Here is a 13,831-nt window from a genome sequence, read left to right as displayed (position 1 = left end):
TAGTGTTATAGCCTGTCTACAATTCTACTATTTTGACCAAACAGGCCTGGCTTCCTATGTTCCAATGCGCACATACTACGTGTATGCTGCGCTTCGGTACTCGAAAATCAGGCCAGTTTGGCTCAAGTTAGCGAAATGCATGCAGACTCTAGTCATATTGCGAAATTTATTCCATAACTACATTATACTTCATAAAAAGGTTATTGTTGCTATAACTACAAGTTATCTGTCAACCTTTTTGTAGATAATTCAAAGGATTGACTGGTACGCCCGACTTTCTGATTTCAAAATGAACACCTGTATACTTGCGATCGATAATACCTGCTCTAGCAATGACTTGTCCTGCTTTTACATGCTGTCCTTCGGAAACCATAATCTGTGCGTTATTGCCGTAAGCAGTTAAATATTCATGATTGTGCTTAATAATAATCAAGTTACCATAACCAGCTAACCCACTTCCAGCATAGGCAACCATACCATCTGCCGACGCAATTACCTTCTCCCCTTTTTTACATGCAATGTTTATTCCTTTTTTACCTTGCTCCGGAATAAATGATGTAGTCACTCGCCCACTCACAGGCCATAACCATCCTGAAGCAGAACGAGCATATCTATTTGTGGGCGAATAAATTACAGAAGGTCTTGCTTGGGGAGTAACATAATAATGTCGCATCGGGGCAGGACGGACTGTTTGTCTATGTCTTGGAATCCCTCGCAAGTTGATGACTTGCCCCACCCTTAGAGAATAAGGCGGATTAATATGATTTAACCGAGCTAGAGTTCTGTAATTTGTATCATAGCGAAATGCAATAGAAAAAAGCGTGTCTCCACGTTTTACCACATAGACTTTCTGAGAGCGCGAATAAGGATTCCATTTTAACTCCGTAACAGGAGCTAAATTATTTCCACAACCAACCAAGGTTATAATGAGGAGAAGGCATACAAATCTTTTGCAAAAGGTGGCTATCATTTATTAAACCTCAAACAAATTGTTTTATTGAATGTGGATCCCATCGAGCCAATTGGCTAATTGATCGAACATTTTGTAATTTGTCATATCCAGATGAAGAGGTGTGATTGAAACATACCCTTCACTTATCGCATAAAAATCTGTTCCGGGACCTGCATCAGCCTCGGCTCCAGGCAAACCAATCCAGTAAATAGGCCGTCCTCTAGGATCTTTATCTTTTACTACAGCCTCAGCACCATGGCGAGTTCCTAAGCGAGTAACTTGCAACCCCTTTATTTTATCTAAGGGCATATCAGGAACATTAATATTAAAGATAGTTTGAGAAGGAAGGCGGTGTGTGCCTAATTTCATCACCAAATGCTTGGCAATAATTGCCGCTGTGTCATAATGCTGGATGTTATCCCCTACCATAGAAAATGCAAGGGCAGGCAATCCTAAATAACGTCCTTCCATTGCGGCAGCTACAGTACCCGAATAAAGAATGTCATCACCTAAATTAGCGCCATCATTAATTCCAGAAACAACCATGTCGAATTGGGTATCTAAAAAACCCGTTACTGCCAAATGCACACAGTCTGTTGGGGTGCCTTCAACACTATAATAACCATTATCCAATTTTTTGGCTTTTAGCGGTCGTGACAAAGTCAAGGAATTGCTTGAGCCACTTCTATTCCTATCAGGAGCAACGACTTCAATATCTACAAAAGTGGATAACTCCTTGGCTAATCGGTTAATTCCAGGTGCGAAAACTCCGTCATCATTACTTATAAGTACTCTCATCTTTTAACTCATAGGTGATTCAAACCATCTAACCACTGCTAAATGATCCGCTAAATCATGTTTGTTTTGAGTTAAATTGGCTTGTAAGGTTGTATTATTATTCTCAATTTTTAATTGGGCTTGTTCTTTAACAATTGTCTCTTGCAAAGCCATAATTTTTTTTCCAAAACCTTGGGGACTGAGTTGTAATTGATAGGCAAGTTTATTCATACGATTGGCAAGAGATTCCAATTGTTGGCAGGTCAAACCTGCTGGTTGTTTGTTTGGACAAGCTTTTAGCGCTTGTTGCAATTCATTAGGATGCGATTTGTAATAATGTTCATTTTTTGCTGAGCAAGATGTTAACCCTAAAATTATAAATAATACTGCCAAAGATTTATTCATACTCAACCTATCGTAAACTACAAAAAACCGATATTATCATTAGACAAACGCTAACGCCATCTTATGAGATAACTATGCTTGATTTTAAATTGCTACGTGATCCTCAAACAGGAGAACAATATATTGAAACTTCTCTTTGCGGTAAACCACTCCTAACTACTCCCCAATTGAACAAAGGCACAGCATTCACAAACGAAGAAAGAAAAGAGTTTGGTCTGTTAGGAAAACTTCCCCATCGCGTTGAAACATTAGATGAACAAGTCAAACGTGCTTATTTACAATACTCCAGTTATACAACACGCTTACAACAAAATATTTATTTAAATAATTTACACGATAAAAATCAAATTTTATTCTATAAATTAATCAACCGTCATTTAGGTGAAATGTTACCTACAATTTATACTCCTATAGTAGGAACTGCAGTAAAACGTTTCAGTCATGAGTATAGACAACCTCGCGGCTTATATATTTCCCATACAGATAAAAATCAAATAGAAGAAATATTAAAAAATCGTTCTAATCCAGAAATCGATGTGATTGTTGTTACTGATGGAGAAGGAGTATTGGGCATAGGCGATCAAGGAATCGGAGGAATGGACATTCCTGTTGCCAAATTAATGGTTTATTGTTTATGCGGAGGTATTGAACCAACTCGTACCCTGCCAATATTTCTTGATGTAGGCACAAATAATCAAGAATTGCTTAATGATCCTATGTACTTAGGTTGTCGGCATCCACGCATTAGTCCAGCGGCCTATGACGAATTTATTTCTACTTTCGTTCATGAAATTCACAAACAATTCCCCAATGCATTTTTGCACTGGGAAGATTTTGGCCGAGGCAATGCGCGACGCATTCTGGAAAAATTCCAAGACCAATTATGTACCTTTAATGATGACATTCAAGGTACTGGCGCTGTGACCTTGTCGGCTTTATTAGCTGCTTGTGACGTAACCGGTTCAAAACTGCATGAACAGCGAATTGTTGTTTTTGGTGCAGGTTCTGCAGGAACTGGTATTAGCGATCAAATTATTGATGCAATGGTGCGTGAAGGAATTAGTCCCGCCGAAGCGTATCAACGTTTTTGGTTGATTGATCGTCAAGGCTTGTTACTTAATACAGACCCGGAACTTACTGAAGCACAAAAACCTTATGCACGTGATCCCAAAGAAATAGAAAAATGGACCATCAATGAAAAACAACATCCTTCACTTACTGATACTGTAAGACATGTTAAACCTACTGTTCTTATAGGTTGTTCTGCTCAACCAGGGGCTTTCTCCCAAGACATCATTGAAACCATGTCTGTTAATTGTGAACGTCCTATTATTTTCCCCTTGTCTAATCCAGATGAAAAATGCGAGGCAAAACCGGCAGACATCCTTACTTGGAGTCAGGGAAGAGCTTTAATTGCTACAGGTACAGCCTTTCCAGCAGTTGAATATCATAATCGTATGGTACAAATTGCCCAGTGTAATAACGCATTGGTCTTTCCTGGAATAGGGCTTGGAGTCCTCGCAGTTAACGCAACAAAATTAACTGAAGATATGATCCTGGCTGCAGCACATGCTTTATGCCAGTTCGCACCCAGTAAAAAAGAAAGTTACTTACCCTTATTACCTTCTTTGGATGATGCCCAAACAGTTGCCAAGGAAATTGCAGTAGCTGTAGCACGTTGCGCTATTGATTCAGGACTTGCACAAAAAAATCAGGATGCTGATTTAGGAAAATTGATAGAAGACATGTTTTGGGAACCTAGATATTTACCATTTAAATTTAAAAAATCATGATGAATGTATAGTCCCCACAGGAATGCTTATTTGATCGGTTGGATTTGAGCACTGGTTGTGAGCAAAATTTTTCTAAGCAAGCGCAGCATAAATCAGTATGTAAGCATTGATTAGGAGAATTTTCTCGCAAGATGCCAAATACGGCCGTTCCCCCGGTTGAGCACTCAGGCACTAATTTTAATTGTTATCCGCTTTTACGAAATTCACTTTAATATTTTTCAGAGTCGCAGTATCAGGTTCCCAGGAACGGGCGTATTTAAATACGATTATCGTATTTTCTGGATAGCTTTTACTTTTCTGTAAGCCAAAGGTGAAATGCATTTGCCCACCGGCACCGATAAGCTCAGTCTTCGGTCTTTCATAAGTACTACTTCGAAGCGTTAATAAATTTTTATCAAAGCGCACAACCGACCATTGAAATCCTGTAGTGGGATTTGCAGGTAAAGTAACGACAAAACTTGGCTCATCCACATTAACATTCATGGTTAAATTAGCATCTGCATAGCACATCATGGAAAAACTAAGAAGTAAGAAACCAAATACTGTTTTCATTAACAAACTCCTTTTGGATATCTACAATCAGTTTAGCTTATTTTGTTAAATTCTGTTACTTCTTTTATCGTGCTCTTATTCAAGGAATTCAAAGATATTCGGTAAAAAATCATAATTGGAAATTGATTTGAGAATAAAGTTAACTGTTTGACTCTATTTATTAAATTAGATACCCTGCACCAAGCTGAATCATTAAGAGGATTTTATGTTAAACTTAATTGGCTGGAATGAAATAAGTGAAATATTAGATTTAAACGATGAAGCACAAGATGAGAATTATCTTTCAGGAATTATTGAACGAGCAGTAAGCACATATCGAGATCGTCCCGGTTTTTTCACTCCGTATCAAGATGGCCAGGAATTTGCAGGCGGATTATTGGCACCGATTTGGTATCCTACTGCATCTGCAACTGGAACAGCATTTATGGGATTTACCGCACTTATTGGTGCGTGTTACTTTGTTGGATTCACATTACTTGGACTTTTGTCAATTATAATGATGAGTGCTGAATATCGAAATACAGCATTGGAAGGAGTCGCCAACAGCCTTGCGCTAATAGGTTTAACCCTTCTTGGAACTGTTGCAGGAGCATTACTAACAGTTCTTAGTTTTCCACACAGCATTGTTTCGCTATTTACTCGCTCAGCCGCCACAGTAATTTCTGCAACAACGGAATGTTGTGAAAATGATTATCAATATTCAATTTAATTATTAGATTTATATAGCCTGAATGAAGCATAATAAAGCCTAGATTGTTGCAGATTCAGTATGCTACATGCGGTCTAAAAAGCATATTAATTTTCAATATAAATCTTGATCTTAAAGCATAGAAAAGCGATTATTTTATCTTTTTATCATCACAGTTAGGAGCGCGTGTGGAACACGAAACCATGGAATTTGATGTAATCATCGTCGGTGCAGGGCCGGCGGGGTTATCTGCCGCGATTAAATTGAAACAGCTTGCCATAGCTGCAGAAAAAGAATTATCCGTTTGTATTTTAGAGAAAGGAGCCCAAGTTGGAGCTCATATTCTCTCTGGAGCGGTTCTAGAACCTAGAAGCCTTAAAGAATTACTTCCTAATACCTGGCAAGAGGCGCCTCTCGATACCGCAGTAAGCGAAGATCGTTTCTATTTTCTAACCTCAAAAAACTCCTATAAACTCCCCACCCCCAAGCCCATGCATAATGAAGGAAATTATATTATCAGTCTAGGTGAGCTTTGTATGTTTCTTGCACAACAGGCGGAGTCCCTGGGGTGTGAAATCTATCCTGGCTTTGCCGCAGCTCACACACTTTATGACGATCACAATCAGGTAATTGGTGTTGCAACTGGGAATGTGGGCCTCGACAAAAATAAAGAGAAAACAAATAATTACCAACCTGGTATGCATCTTCTTGCCAAACAGACTTTATTTGCAGAAGGATGTCGCGGACAACTTAGCCAAAGTGTAATGGCACGTTACCACTTAAGGGATAAAGCAAATCCACAAACTTATGGACTAGGAATAAAGGAAATATGGCAAGTCAAGGCAGAACAACATAAACCCGGACTCGTCATTCATACTGTAGGCTGGCCAATGGATCACATAACTTACGGTGGTTCATTTATATATCATCTATCAAAACAACGCGTCGCTATTGGTTTTGTAGTCGGTCTGGATTATAAAAATCCCTGGTTAAATCCTTTTGCGGAGTTCCAGCGCTTTAAAACACACCCACTAGTTCAACCTGTTTTAACTGGCGGCGAACGAATCGGTTATGGCGCACGGGCCCTTAATGAAGGGGGATGGCAATCCTTACCAAAACTCACTTTTCCAGGCGGTGCATTGATTGGTGATGCTGCAGGTTTTCTTAATGTCCCTAAAATTAAAGGAATACATATGGCAATGCAGTCAGGCATGCTTGCAGCAGAAGCTTGCTTTGAAGCACTGCAACAAGAAAACTTTGCCCCATTTGAAATAATGGGCTATCCAGAGAAAATCAAAAATTCCTGGCTGGATAAAGAACTTTATGCCGTACGCAATATAAGACCCGGATTTAAATACGGCTTAATTCCAGGCTTAATCAATGCAGCTTTTGAAACATACATTACACGTGGACACTCCCCATGGACCTTAACGAATCATGCCGATCACGATACTTTAATTCCGGCAAATAAAGCAAAGCAAATCAATTATCCTAAACCCGATGGAGTTCTTACTTTTGATAGACTTTCATCTGTTTTTTTATCGAATACCTATCATGAGGAAAATCAACCCTGCCATCTCGTATTGAAAAAACCTGATCTGGCAATAGATATCAATTTAAAAACTTATGCATTCCCAGAAGGTCGATATTGTCCTGCAGGCGTGTATGAAATAATTGAAGAAGAAAAAGGCCCTAGATTGCAAATTAATGCCCAGAACTGCATTCATTGTAAAACCTGCGACATCAAAGATCCCCGACAAAATATAGTGTGGCATGCTCCAGAAGGAGGCGGTGGACCAAATTATTCTGGAATGTAAACCGGTGAAAGTACAAAACTCATGAACAAAACGGAGCGCTCCGAGTGAATTTATGCTGCTCCGTTTTACCAAACTTAATGAGACTTTGTTTTTTATTAGCTAAATAAGCATGAAAATTAGTAAATATTTTTTTATGTATTTGCGTTAATCTAGACATAAGCACCCTTTATTAAGAATTAATAGATCAAGAACAGCTCAGCGCTTTCTCATTCATTACTTTATAGAGGGTGGATTATGATTGAGTATGATTAAAAAAACTCTATTACGGTAATTTTTTTAATGCGGTTATCCTTTAGGGCGATAACCGTTGCAAATGCCATTCATTATTCTTAAAGACATATTCCCAAACATCGGACAGTTCATCTTGTCGGTATGCATAGAATACCATGCGTTCAGGTTGGATACGGAAACCACAATACTCCGGGCTTACAGGGATTAGTTTATTTAGAAATGAATCCTCAATCTTTTGCCGCTTATCCTCAAGAATTTCTTTACTCTCAATAATCTGCATTGACGTGGGAGCATAACTTAAAAAACGAATTTGCGCCCATTGAGGATAGCTGCTCCAATAATATTGATTCTCAGCATGCTTTAGCAATAAAGCCTTACCTTCAATAATCACTTCTCGTTGTAACAGTTCTAGCCAAAACACGAGACTTACCTGAGGATTGTTTTTTAACTCGCTTACTTTGCGAGTACTTTTTTGAGTAAAAAATAAAATCCCCTCATCTGAAATATCACGAATAGCGACAACACGGCTATGTGGCGCTCCATCCAATGAAGTAGATGATAAAACTGCGTGATTCGGGTTAGGTGCTCCAGTCTCTCGCTCACTTGCTAACCAAAGACTTAGCTCAATAATAGGATTTGTTTGCATTCCCTGTTTCCTTGATTTAAAAATTGAAGGATTAATTGTACTTGAAGGTCGGTTGCATACTCACCATTAAGAATTAAATCCGCATTTTTCTTCAGCTGCTCATCAAAGAATAAAGGTCTCGCTTCATCTAAGTAAAACATCAACTCATCCAAAAGCTCCTTTTTTTCTCTTGTTTCCTCTTTAAAATCACGCAATATCCTTCTACATAAGGAAATGTCTAAAGGAACTTCAATATGCATGCATAAATCAATATATTGTCCTGTCTGTTGATGTAAACGTCCAAGGGGGGCATCAAAAATAATGAACTCAGTTGGTTTTAAGGCCTCCTGTGTTATCGGATGTAATGTTGAATGTCCGAGCTTAAGTAGCTGCAGTATCTTAGCAAGCTCGCCGTAATTCCACTCGCGATAATCATGTCCGCGTTGATACCAATCCACGTAGTCTTCTGGAGCGATTGATATCTCATCAAACTCATCCCAGCTAATGAGTACAGCACCTAATTCCTTTGCAAGAGTTGCAGCAAGCGTTGACTTCCCAGCACCCGATACACCACTAATGCCAAGTATTGTTGCCATAAAGCGACTCCATTAGTGTCTATGACTATTAAAATCCCCCTGCTTATTATATTCTAAATTCTAGGTTGGTTTGACATACAGGACGTAAAAAAACATTTAACTACTCTATAGGATGGCAAATATGTTTAATTCGTTCCACTTACAAGCTGTAGAGGCGTTTAAAAAAAGTGAATATGTACAAGCTAAAACACTGTTTCTCCAAGCAATTAGCAAAAATCCTGAAGTCCCAGAAACCTATTTTTTCTTAGGGAAGACCTGCTTTCTATCTGATGAAAAAGAGGAAGCAATTTTTTATCTAAATCAGTTTATTGAAATAACGAGGAATGTAACAACGCAGGAAAATAGATCTCATGCCTTTGACCTTCTAGGGCAATGCTATGCTGCTAACAATAAAAATGAAGAAGCCGTCACATATTACTTTGCTGCAATAGAAAATGACCTTAGTTGTGTTTCAGCACGACACAATTTGGGCTTAAGTTATATGAGACTGGCTCAAGATTATCTCGAGTCCCATTTAGAAAATTGTTTTACTTTACTGAAAAATGCTCATATTGCGCTCTCTTCAGCTTTAGAACTATGTGCTGATAATCCTATGTTATTACATACGGCTGCGAGCTGGCATGAGCAGTATATCGATCTACTTAAAAAATTATCTAAAGACAAAAGGATTCAGGAGGACATAAGCGTGAACTTTATGTGTTCCATTCACTATTATCGTGAAGCATTAGCACATTGTAAGAAAGATGATCTGATGTTGAAAAATATAATTACAGAAAATCTTACTGAGTGTTATGCCCAATTTGGACATCATCTGTACCAAAATGAAGAGTATAACAAAGCGCAGGAATTATATGTCTTAGTTCTCGAGGGGGATCAAAATCATATTCCAGCACTCAATCAAATAGGCATGTGTGCATTCAAACAAGGAATGTACCAGGAAGCAAGAAAAAAGTTTACTACAATTCTTGAACGAACGAGTGACGCACAAGATCAAGCGGATGCATGGTTAAACATAGCCTGTTGTTATCGGCTTGAAAAAAATTGGGACCAGGCAGGACAGTCCCTCAGTGAGGCAAGGAAATTAGCCCCTCAAGATTCAAGCATCAATGAGGAAGCTGAGAAGTTAAAGCTGGCACAATCGCAAGAACTGCTTACAGCAACAAACCAAGTCTTCTTTGGCCTTAAACCAGATAGCTATTCCTTTTTTCCTTCTCAGAAGGCAGAGAACTGGCGATTAAATTAATTCAATGTTTTGTATCCTGGGTGAAGCGGAACCCAGGATAGCAGACATCATAACCCGGGTTCCGCTGCGCTGCACCCCAGGCAACATCTAAATTTAGTTTTTTTGAGCAAGCCAAACGGTTGCTCCCCCGCAATTTGGATCGTTAACCTTATGCACCAACACCTGCAAGTTATTCTTATTTAAAATAGTTTCATATTCTTTAGTATCCAATGAAGCATGATATAAATCATATCCGCCATTTTCCCCCCAAACTTCCCCTGCCTCGGGTCCCGAAGTAAAAAGTAATAACCCCTTTGGTTTAACCAAGGAAGAAAATAAATTCAATGTACTTCTTTGATCCGCTTGTGGTAAATGAAAAAAACTATGCCATGCTATAACAATATCGAACTGAACAGTAAATTTCATCGTTCGCATATCTTCCAAAATCCATTGAGCATTTGGAACATTGTGTTTACAACGCTCTATCATTTTTTTGCTGGCATCAACACCGGTTAACTCATAACCTGCTTCAATCAGAAATTTTGCAATAGGTTCTCCAGTACCACAACCAATATCCAAAACACTCCCACCATGGGGAAAATGTTTTTTTATTTGCTGCAAATAAAATTGTTCCATAAGCAGTTCTTTATTGCGATGCGCATCAAACCAATCAATGAGTTCATCATAAGCTTCATAAACTTTATTTTTATTCGATTTTTTCATCATTTAATCTTTATTAAAATTGAAATAGTATATGGGGTAATTCCATTAAACACCGAACTCTTGGTGCTCAATGCAAATAATTATTTATGTGTCGAATTTTATCATGGGCAAGGGTAAATAGGCCTTTACTCTCAGATTCTTGCATTATTTTCCCATATGATTTTTTGATATCTTGCCAAATCTGATTGCATTTCCCTCAACCACTCCCAGTAATGTTATTACCAAGTAGATGCTCACTTTCTTCCTCTTCTTGAGGAATTATTTCTTTAAGAGCAGATTTATAAAGAGCAGAATTATATTTTATTATAGAATCGGATAATTTTTTATCCTGAACAATTCCTACTTGCTCAGTCAACGTTGAGTTGGGGGAGATCTTAGAAATTAAAGACACAAAGAACTTCACAGCATCGGCCAAAGCGCGCCATACTGAAGAGGAACTTCCCATTGCCTCATCGGATAGGCTAATTAATTCCGCATTAATTTTTTCCATTTCGTGTGTTTCACCTGCTTGCAACAGCATAAAACTGTTATGACACTGAGCAACTATATGTGTAAGCGCATCCAATTTCTTCGGATCCAGATTTTTCAATGCAGCCTCATCATTATGATCGGCAATCGCATCAAGTAGCTTTAATATGTTATTCATTGCCTTTCGAAGCTTAGAGTCCTCATCCGTTTTTTTAGCAAATGTTTCAAAGATTTCATAATGATTTTGATAGACTTTAACTGCTGAGTCCTTAAACGCATCAACTGCATTTACTTTTTCATTCCTGGCAATCTTCTCTTTCAGATCAAGATAACACGTTATACGCGCTTCGACTCCTGCTGCATGTTTACACTCAGCCAATGAATCCAGGAATGTCTGCATTAACTCTTGTTTTGCTTTTAATTGCCCTTGCTCACCTGCACACCATTCATGTTCGTCAAAAAAAATTTTTTTAAGTACTTTTTCTAAATATTGATTTTGCGGGTCATCCATTAGCCGTTGAACACATTCTAGTTTTTGTATATGTAAACCGAGCGCCTTATCTAAGAACCCATCAGGACCTAAATACTGGTTATAATAATCGACTAATTGCATCCTAGCCCATGCTTTATCATCCTCATTATCACCCTCGGTTATTGCTAAAATTTTAGCAGCTATATCTGGAGCAACACCAACTAAACGGGCAACCATTAGATTTTTAACACGGTCAAACTTGTCAAGCGGTAGAGATGTTTGAGGAGGACTGATAATCACATGATGGTCCCGCTCAGAATCAGGCTCTAGTCCAACTTGCACTACTGTCAGTCCCTTATCGATTTTTTCCCGGGATACATTTTGAGCTATATTGCCATCATAAATTGTCACAAAATCCAGTGTACCGCGCGCTGCATCACCTTCACGTTTTGGATCGGCTACTAATTCTTCACCTGTTTCTTGGTCTATTTTTGTATGAGTATAGGTTTCATCTTTGCTGTACTTGGCTGCTGCCATGGAAACAAGATGCAGTGCATGGAGTTCAGGATGCTCATTAGGATTATCCCAAATCTTGGTCTCAGTCTTATGCTTCTTATCAAATTTGTTTCGGGTATTTGCATCATATCCCGAAAGCAATAAATCAGGACACGCATCAACAAGCTCATCCCAGCTCATCACCTCTTTTACAGTTCCTCTATAAAGCTTCTGCCAATCTTTATTTCGCTTTACTACATCACCTGCATCCAAATGCCCAGTAACTGTTTGTACTTTAATACGTTCTTCACTAATACCTTCTTCAATGTCTTCGCTTCGTGTTACAGTAAAATGAGTGACCAAACCTCCTTTATTATATGCTGCACCACTTAGCCTCCTGCTACTTCGCCGTGCTTCTACTGGCTCACCTTCGACGCTTACCTGCAAACCCGTCTTATGAATAACAAAGGTTGCCATTCCTGTCGTAGGAAGGATTTGCGTATCCAATTTAGTATGGGTTGCCATCTGACTCAGGCATTTTACCTCATAGCCATCTGGAAGTAATTTTTGTAACTGCTCCTGAGTTTTTCCAAAATGAACTTCTTGGCAATTAATGACGAAGAACGCTGCATCGTCTTCTTGAAGCAACTGAATAATTGTGCGAGAGGCATCTTCACCAAGGGTGTCATTGCCACAATTTGCTGTAATCGATCGATAATTAAAAGGCATATAAAGCACTCCCTTTACTGCTCGATCATTTGATAGAACATACTATTAATATAGACCATAGCAAGTAAGACAAAGCGAAATTTGAAAAGTCAACCAACAAATTTCTTATTCAAAAAGATAATAATTGTGACATTATATATTATTTTATATATATTTGATATGTTTTTACACACTTATTCCGGGTGATAGATTCTCTATCTCTGAGGGTTGACTCCTATTCTTAGAAACAATTACCGCATCAAATATTTGCTCAACCTCGCCTTTTTCAGACCAAAAACTTTGAAATGCTAAAGGATATTTTACTAATACATCCTTTTTAGAAATTTTTTGAGAAGTTTCTATTACGTTTAATAGTGTTGTTAATAAGGAAATTTTATCTTTAATTTTTTCATCTTCTAGATCGGCTTTTTGTCTTAATATCTGCAATTTCCACTGAATAAGTCCTAGCAGATACGGTTTGATCGCATCTATAGCCATCGTTCGAATTACTGCACTGTAATCACAACATGTAAAGATCCTATGATGTTTCGGATGATTTGGTTCCTCTTCTTTAAAATTTTTAACTTTTAGGTTTTCCTCCTGATTTGCAATTGCATCCTGAATCACATCGGGTTTGCTCAAATGAAACCATCCTTTGACTGTTCGTTTTAAAGCATGAGGAACCACACTCCATAATATGTCAAGGCCAGTAAATAGGACCGCAGTCAGTGCAAATAGAGTACCTACAGCAGGAGCAATAGGGAACAGCAGAGTAAAAACAACCGCCCCTAATGCAAAAGTTAAAAGTGTCATAGCAAACAAATTACCCAATGCTGCTTGAATGTAATGCATGCGATGAATGCTATTTGGAGGAGATTCTAAAGCTCTATATAAATTGAGTCCAAACATGACGAGCTGATGCCCCCATGCCACAATTAAACTGCTGGTAAAAAACCAAGGAGCTGCAGCAAAACTATAACCCAGAGCCATGGATATTGCTGCCCCATAGAGTGCTATACTTGCTAAAAGCGCACAAACTGCAGAAGTACCAAAAAGAAACCAGCGATCAAAATTGCGATTGTTGGCTTTTGCAAGACGATAGCCATTTATTAAAGCATTTACAGTCAGTAAAAGACCTATAAAAGGCAATGTGATGTAAAATAAAGGTGATGTACGAAATATCGCAGATAATCTTGCATCAGCCAGCGTAGTGAATAATGCGATTTCCTGGGCTTCTCTAAGATATGTAATTGCCCTCTGGAAGTGAGTAACAAACATAAGTCACCTGTTAAATTATTATTATTCCT

The 13,831-nt window shown here is 38.4% G+C and carries 13 protein-coding genes; 4 read left to right on the top strand and 9 right to left on the bottom strand.

Going from position 1 to position 13,831, the window contains the following annotated elements; genetic code table 11:
• Positions 1 to 229: 229 nt before the first annotated feature.
• From LXO92_RS09405 to LXO92_RS09395, 3 genes are read right to left on the bottom strand one after another with little or no spacing between them, the layout of a single operon-like run.
• A complete protein-coding gene (locus tag LXO92_RS09405; protein WP_232890853.1) occupies positions 230 to 970 on the bottom strand; it encodes a peptidoglycan DD-metalloendopeptidase family protein in 741 nt (246 codons plus the stop codon).
• A gap of 24 nt (positions 971 to 994) precedes the next feature.
• Positions 995 to 1,750 carry a 5'/3'-nucleotidase SurE gene (surE, locus tag LXO92_RS09400; protein WP_182352422.1) on the bottom strand — a complete coding sequence of 252 codons (756 nt, stop codon included), beginning with the start codon at positions 1,748 to 1,750 and terminating at the stop codon, positions 995 to 997.
• Positions 1,751 to 1,753: 3 nt separating this feature from the next.
• Positions 1,754 to 2,134, bottom strand: coding sequence for a hypothetical protein (locus LXO92_RS09395; RefSeq protein WP_182352421.1), 381 nt, complete (start codon positions 2,132 to 2,134; stop codon positions 1,754 to 1,756).
• Positions 2,135 to 2,208: 74 nt separating this feature from the next.
• Here LXO92_RS09395 and LXO92_RS09390 point away from each other — a divergent pair, with 74 nt between their 5' ends.
• Positions 2,209 to 3,927, top strand: a complete 1,719-nt coding sequence (locus LXO92_RS09390) for an NAD-dependent malic enzyme (protein ID WP_182352420.1) — start codon at positions 2,209 to 2,211, stop codon at positions 3,925 to 3,927.
• 177 nt (positions 3,928 to 4,104) lie between these two features.
• On the opposite strand, the gene LXO92_RS09385 is transcribed toward LXO92_RS09390, so the two are convergent.
• Positions 4,105 to 4,479, bottom strand: coding sequence for a protease inhibitor I42 family protein (locus LXO92_RS09385; RefSeq protein ID WP_232890852.1), 375 nt, complete (start codon positions 4,477 to 4,479; stop codon positions 4,105 to 4,107).
• Positions 4,480 to 4,684: 205 nt separating this feature from the next.
• Here LXO92_RS09385 and LXO92_RS09380 point away from each other — a divergent pair, with 205 nt between their 5' ends.
• Both LXO92_RS09380 and LXO92_RS09375 read left to right on the top strand, forming a co-directional pair.
• Entirely contained in the window at positions 4,685 to 5,188 is a 504-nt protein-coding gene (locus LXO92_RS09380; RefSeq protein WP_182352418.1) for a hypothetical protein, read from the top strand.
• Positions 5,189 to 5,355: 167 nt separating this feature from the next.
• Positions 5,356 to 6,984 carry an electron transfer flavoprotein-ubiquinone oxidoreductase gene (locus tag LXO92_RS09375; RefSeq protein WP_232890851.1) on the top strand — a complete coding sequence of 543 codons (1,629 nt, stop codon included), beginning with the start codon at positions 5,356 to 5,358 and terminating at the stop codon, positions 6,982 to 6,984.
• 292 nt (positions 6,985 to 7,276) lie between these two features.
• On the opposite strand, the gene LXO92_RS09370 is transcribed toward LXO92_RS09375, so the two are convergent.
• Both LXO92_RS09370 and LXO92_RS09365 read right to left on the bottom strand, forming a co-directional pair.
• Positions 7,277 to 7,861 (bottom strand): pyridoxine/pyridoxamine 5'-phosphate oxidase, encoded by a 585-nt coding sequence (locus LXO92_RS09370; RefSeq protein ID WP_182352416.1) that lies wholly within the window; start codon positions 7,859 to 7,861, stop codon positions 7,277 to 7,279.
• Positions 7,834 to 8,436: an AAA family ATPase gene (locus LXO92_RS09365; RefSeq protein ID WP_182352415.1), complete on the bottom strand. Its 603-nt coding sequence runs from the start codon at positions 8,434 to 8,436 to the stop codon at positions 7,834 to 7,836. Before LXO92_RS09365 ends, LXO92_RS09370 begins: the two co-directional genes overlap by 28 nt.
• Positions 8,437 to 8,557: 121 nt before the next feature.
• Here LXO92_RS09365 and LXO92_RS09360 point away from each other — a divergent pair, with 121 nt between their 5' ends.
• Entirely contained in the window at positions 8,558 to 9,679 is a 1,122-nt protein-coding gene (locus LXO92_RS09360) for a tetratricopeptide repeat protein (protein ID WP_232890850.1), read from the top strand.
• A 93-nt stretch (positions 9,680 to 9,772) separates the two neighbouring features.
• Here LXO92_RS09360 and LXO92_RS09355 read toward each other — a convergent pair whose 3' ends face one another.
• The 3 genes from LXO92_RS09355 to LXO92_RS09345 form a co-directional block, all read right to left on the bottom strand.
• Positions 9,773 to 10,381 (bottom strand): class I SAM-dependent methyltransferase, encoded by a 609-nt coding sequence (locus LXO92_RS09355; RefSeq protein WP_233291528.1) that lies wholly within the window; start codon positions 10,379 to 10,381, stop codon positions 9,773 to 9,775.
• 196 nt (positions 10,382 to 10,577) lie between these two features.
• Positions 10,578 to 12,545 (bottom strand): exonuclease/endonuclease/phosphatase family protein, encoded by a 1,968-nt coding sequence (locus LXO92_RS09350; RefSeq protein WP_182352412.1) that lies wholly within the window; start codon positions 12,543 to 12,545, stop codon positions 10,578 to 10,580.
• A gap of 165 nt (positions 12,546 to 12,710) precedes the next feature.
• A complete protein-coding gene (locus tag LXO92_RS09345) occupies positions 12,711 to 13,802 on the bottom strand; it encodes a hypothetical protein (RefSeq protein WP_182352411.1) in 1,092 nt (363 codons plus the stop codon).
• Positions 13,803 to 13,831 lie beyond the last annotated feature (29 nt).

The sequence above is a fragment of the Legionella resiliens genome (genome assembly GCF_021344005.1).
Taxonomy (GTDB): domain Bacteria; phylum Pseudomonadota; class Gammaproteobacteria; order Legionellales; family Legionellaceae; genus Legionella; species Legionella resiliens.
Note: the sequence above shows the minus strand (reverse complement) of the source record. Positions and strands in the feature narration are given on the sequence as shown.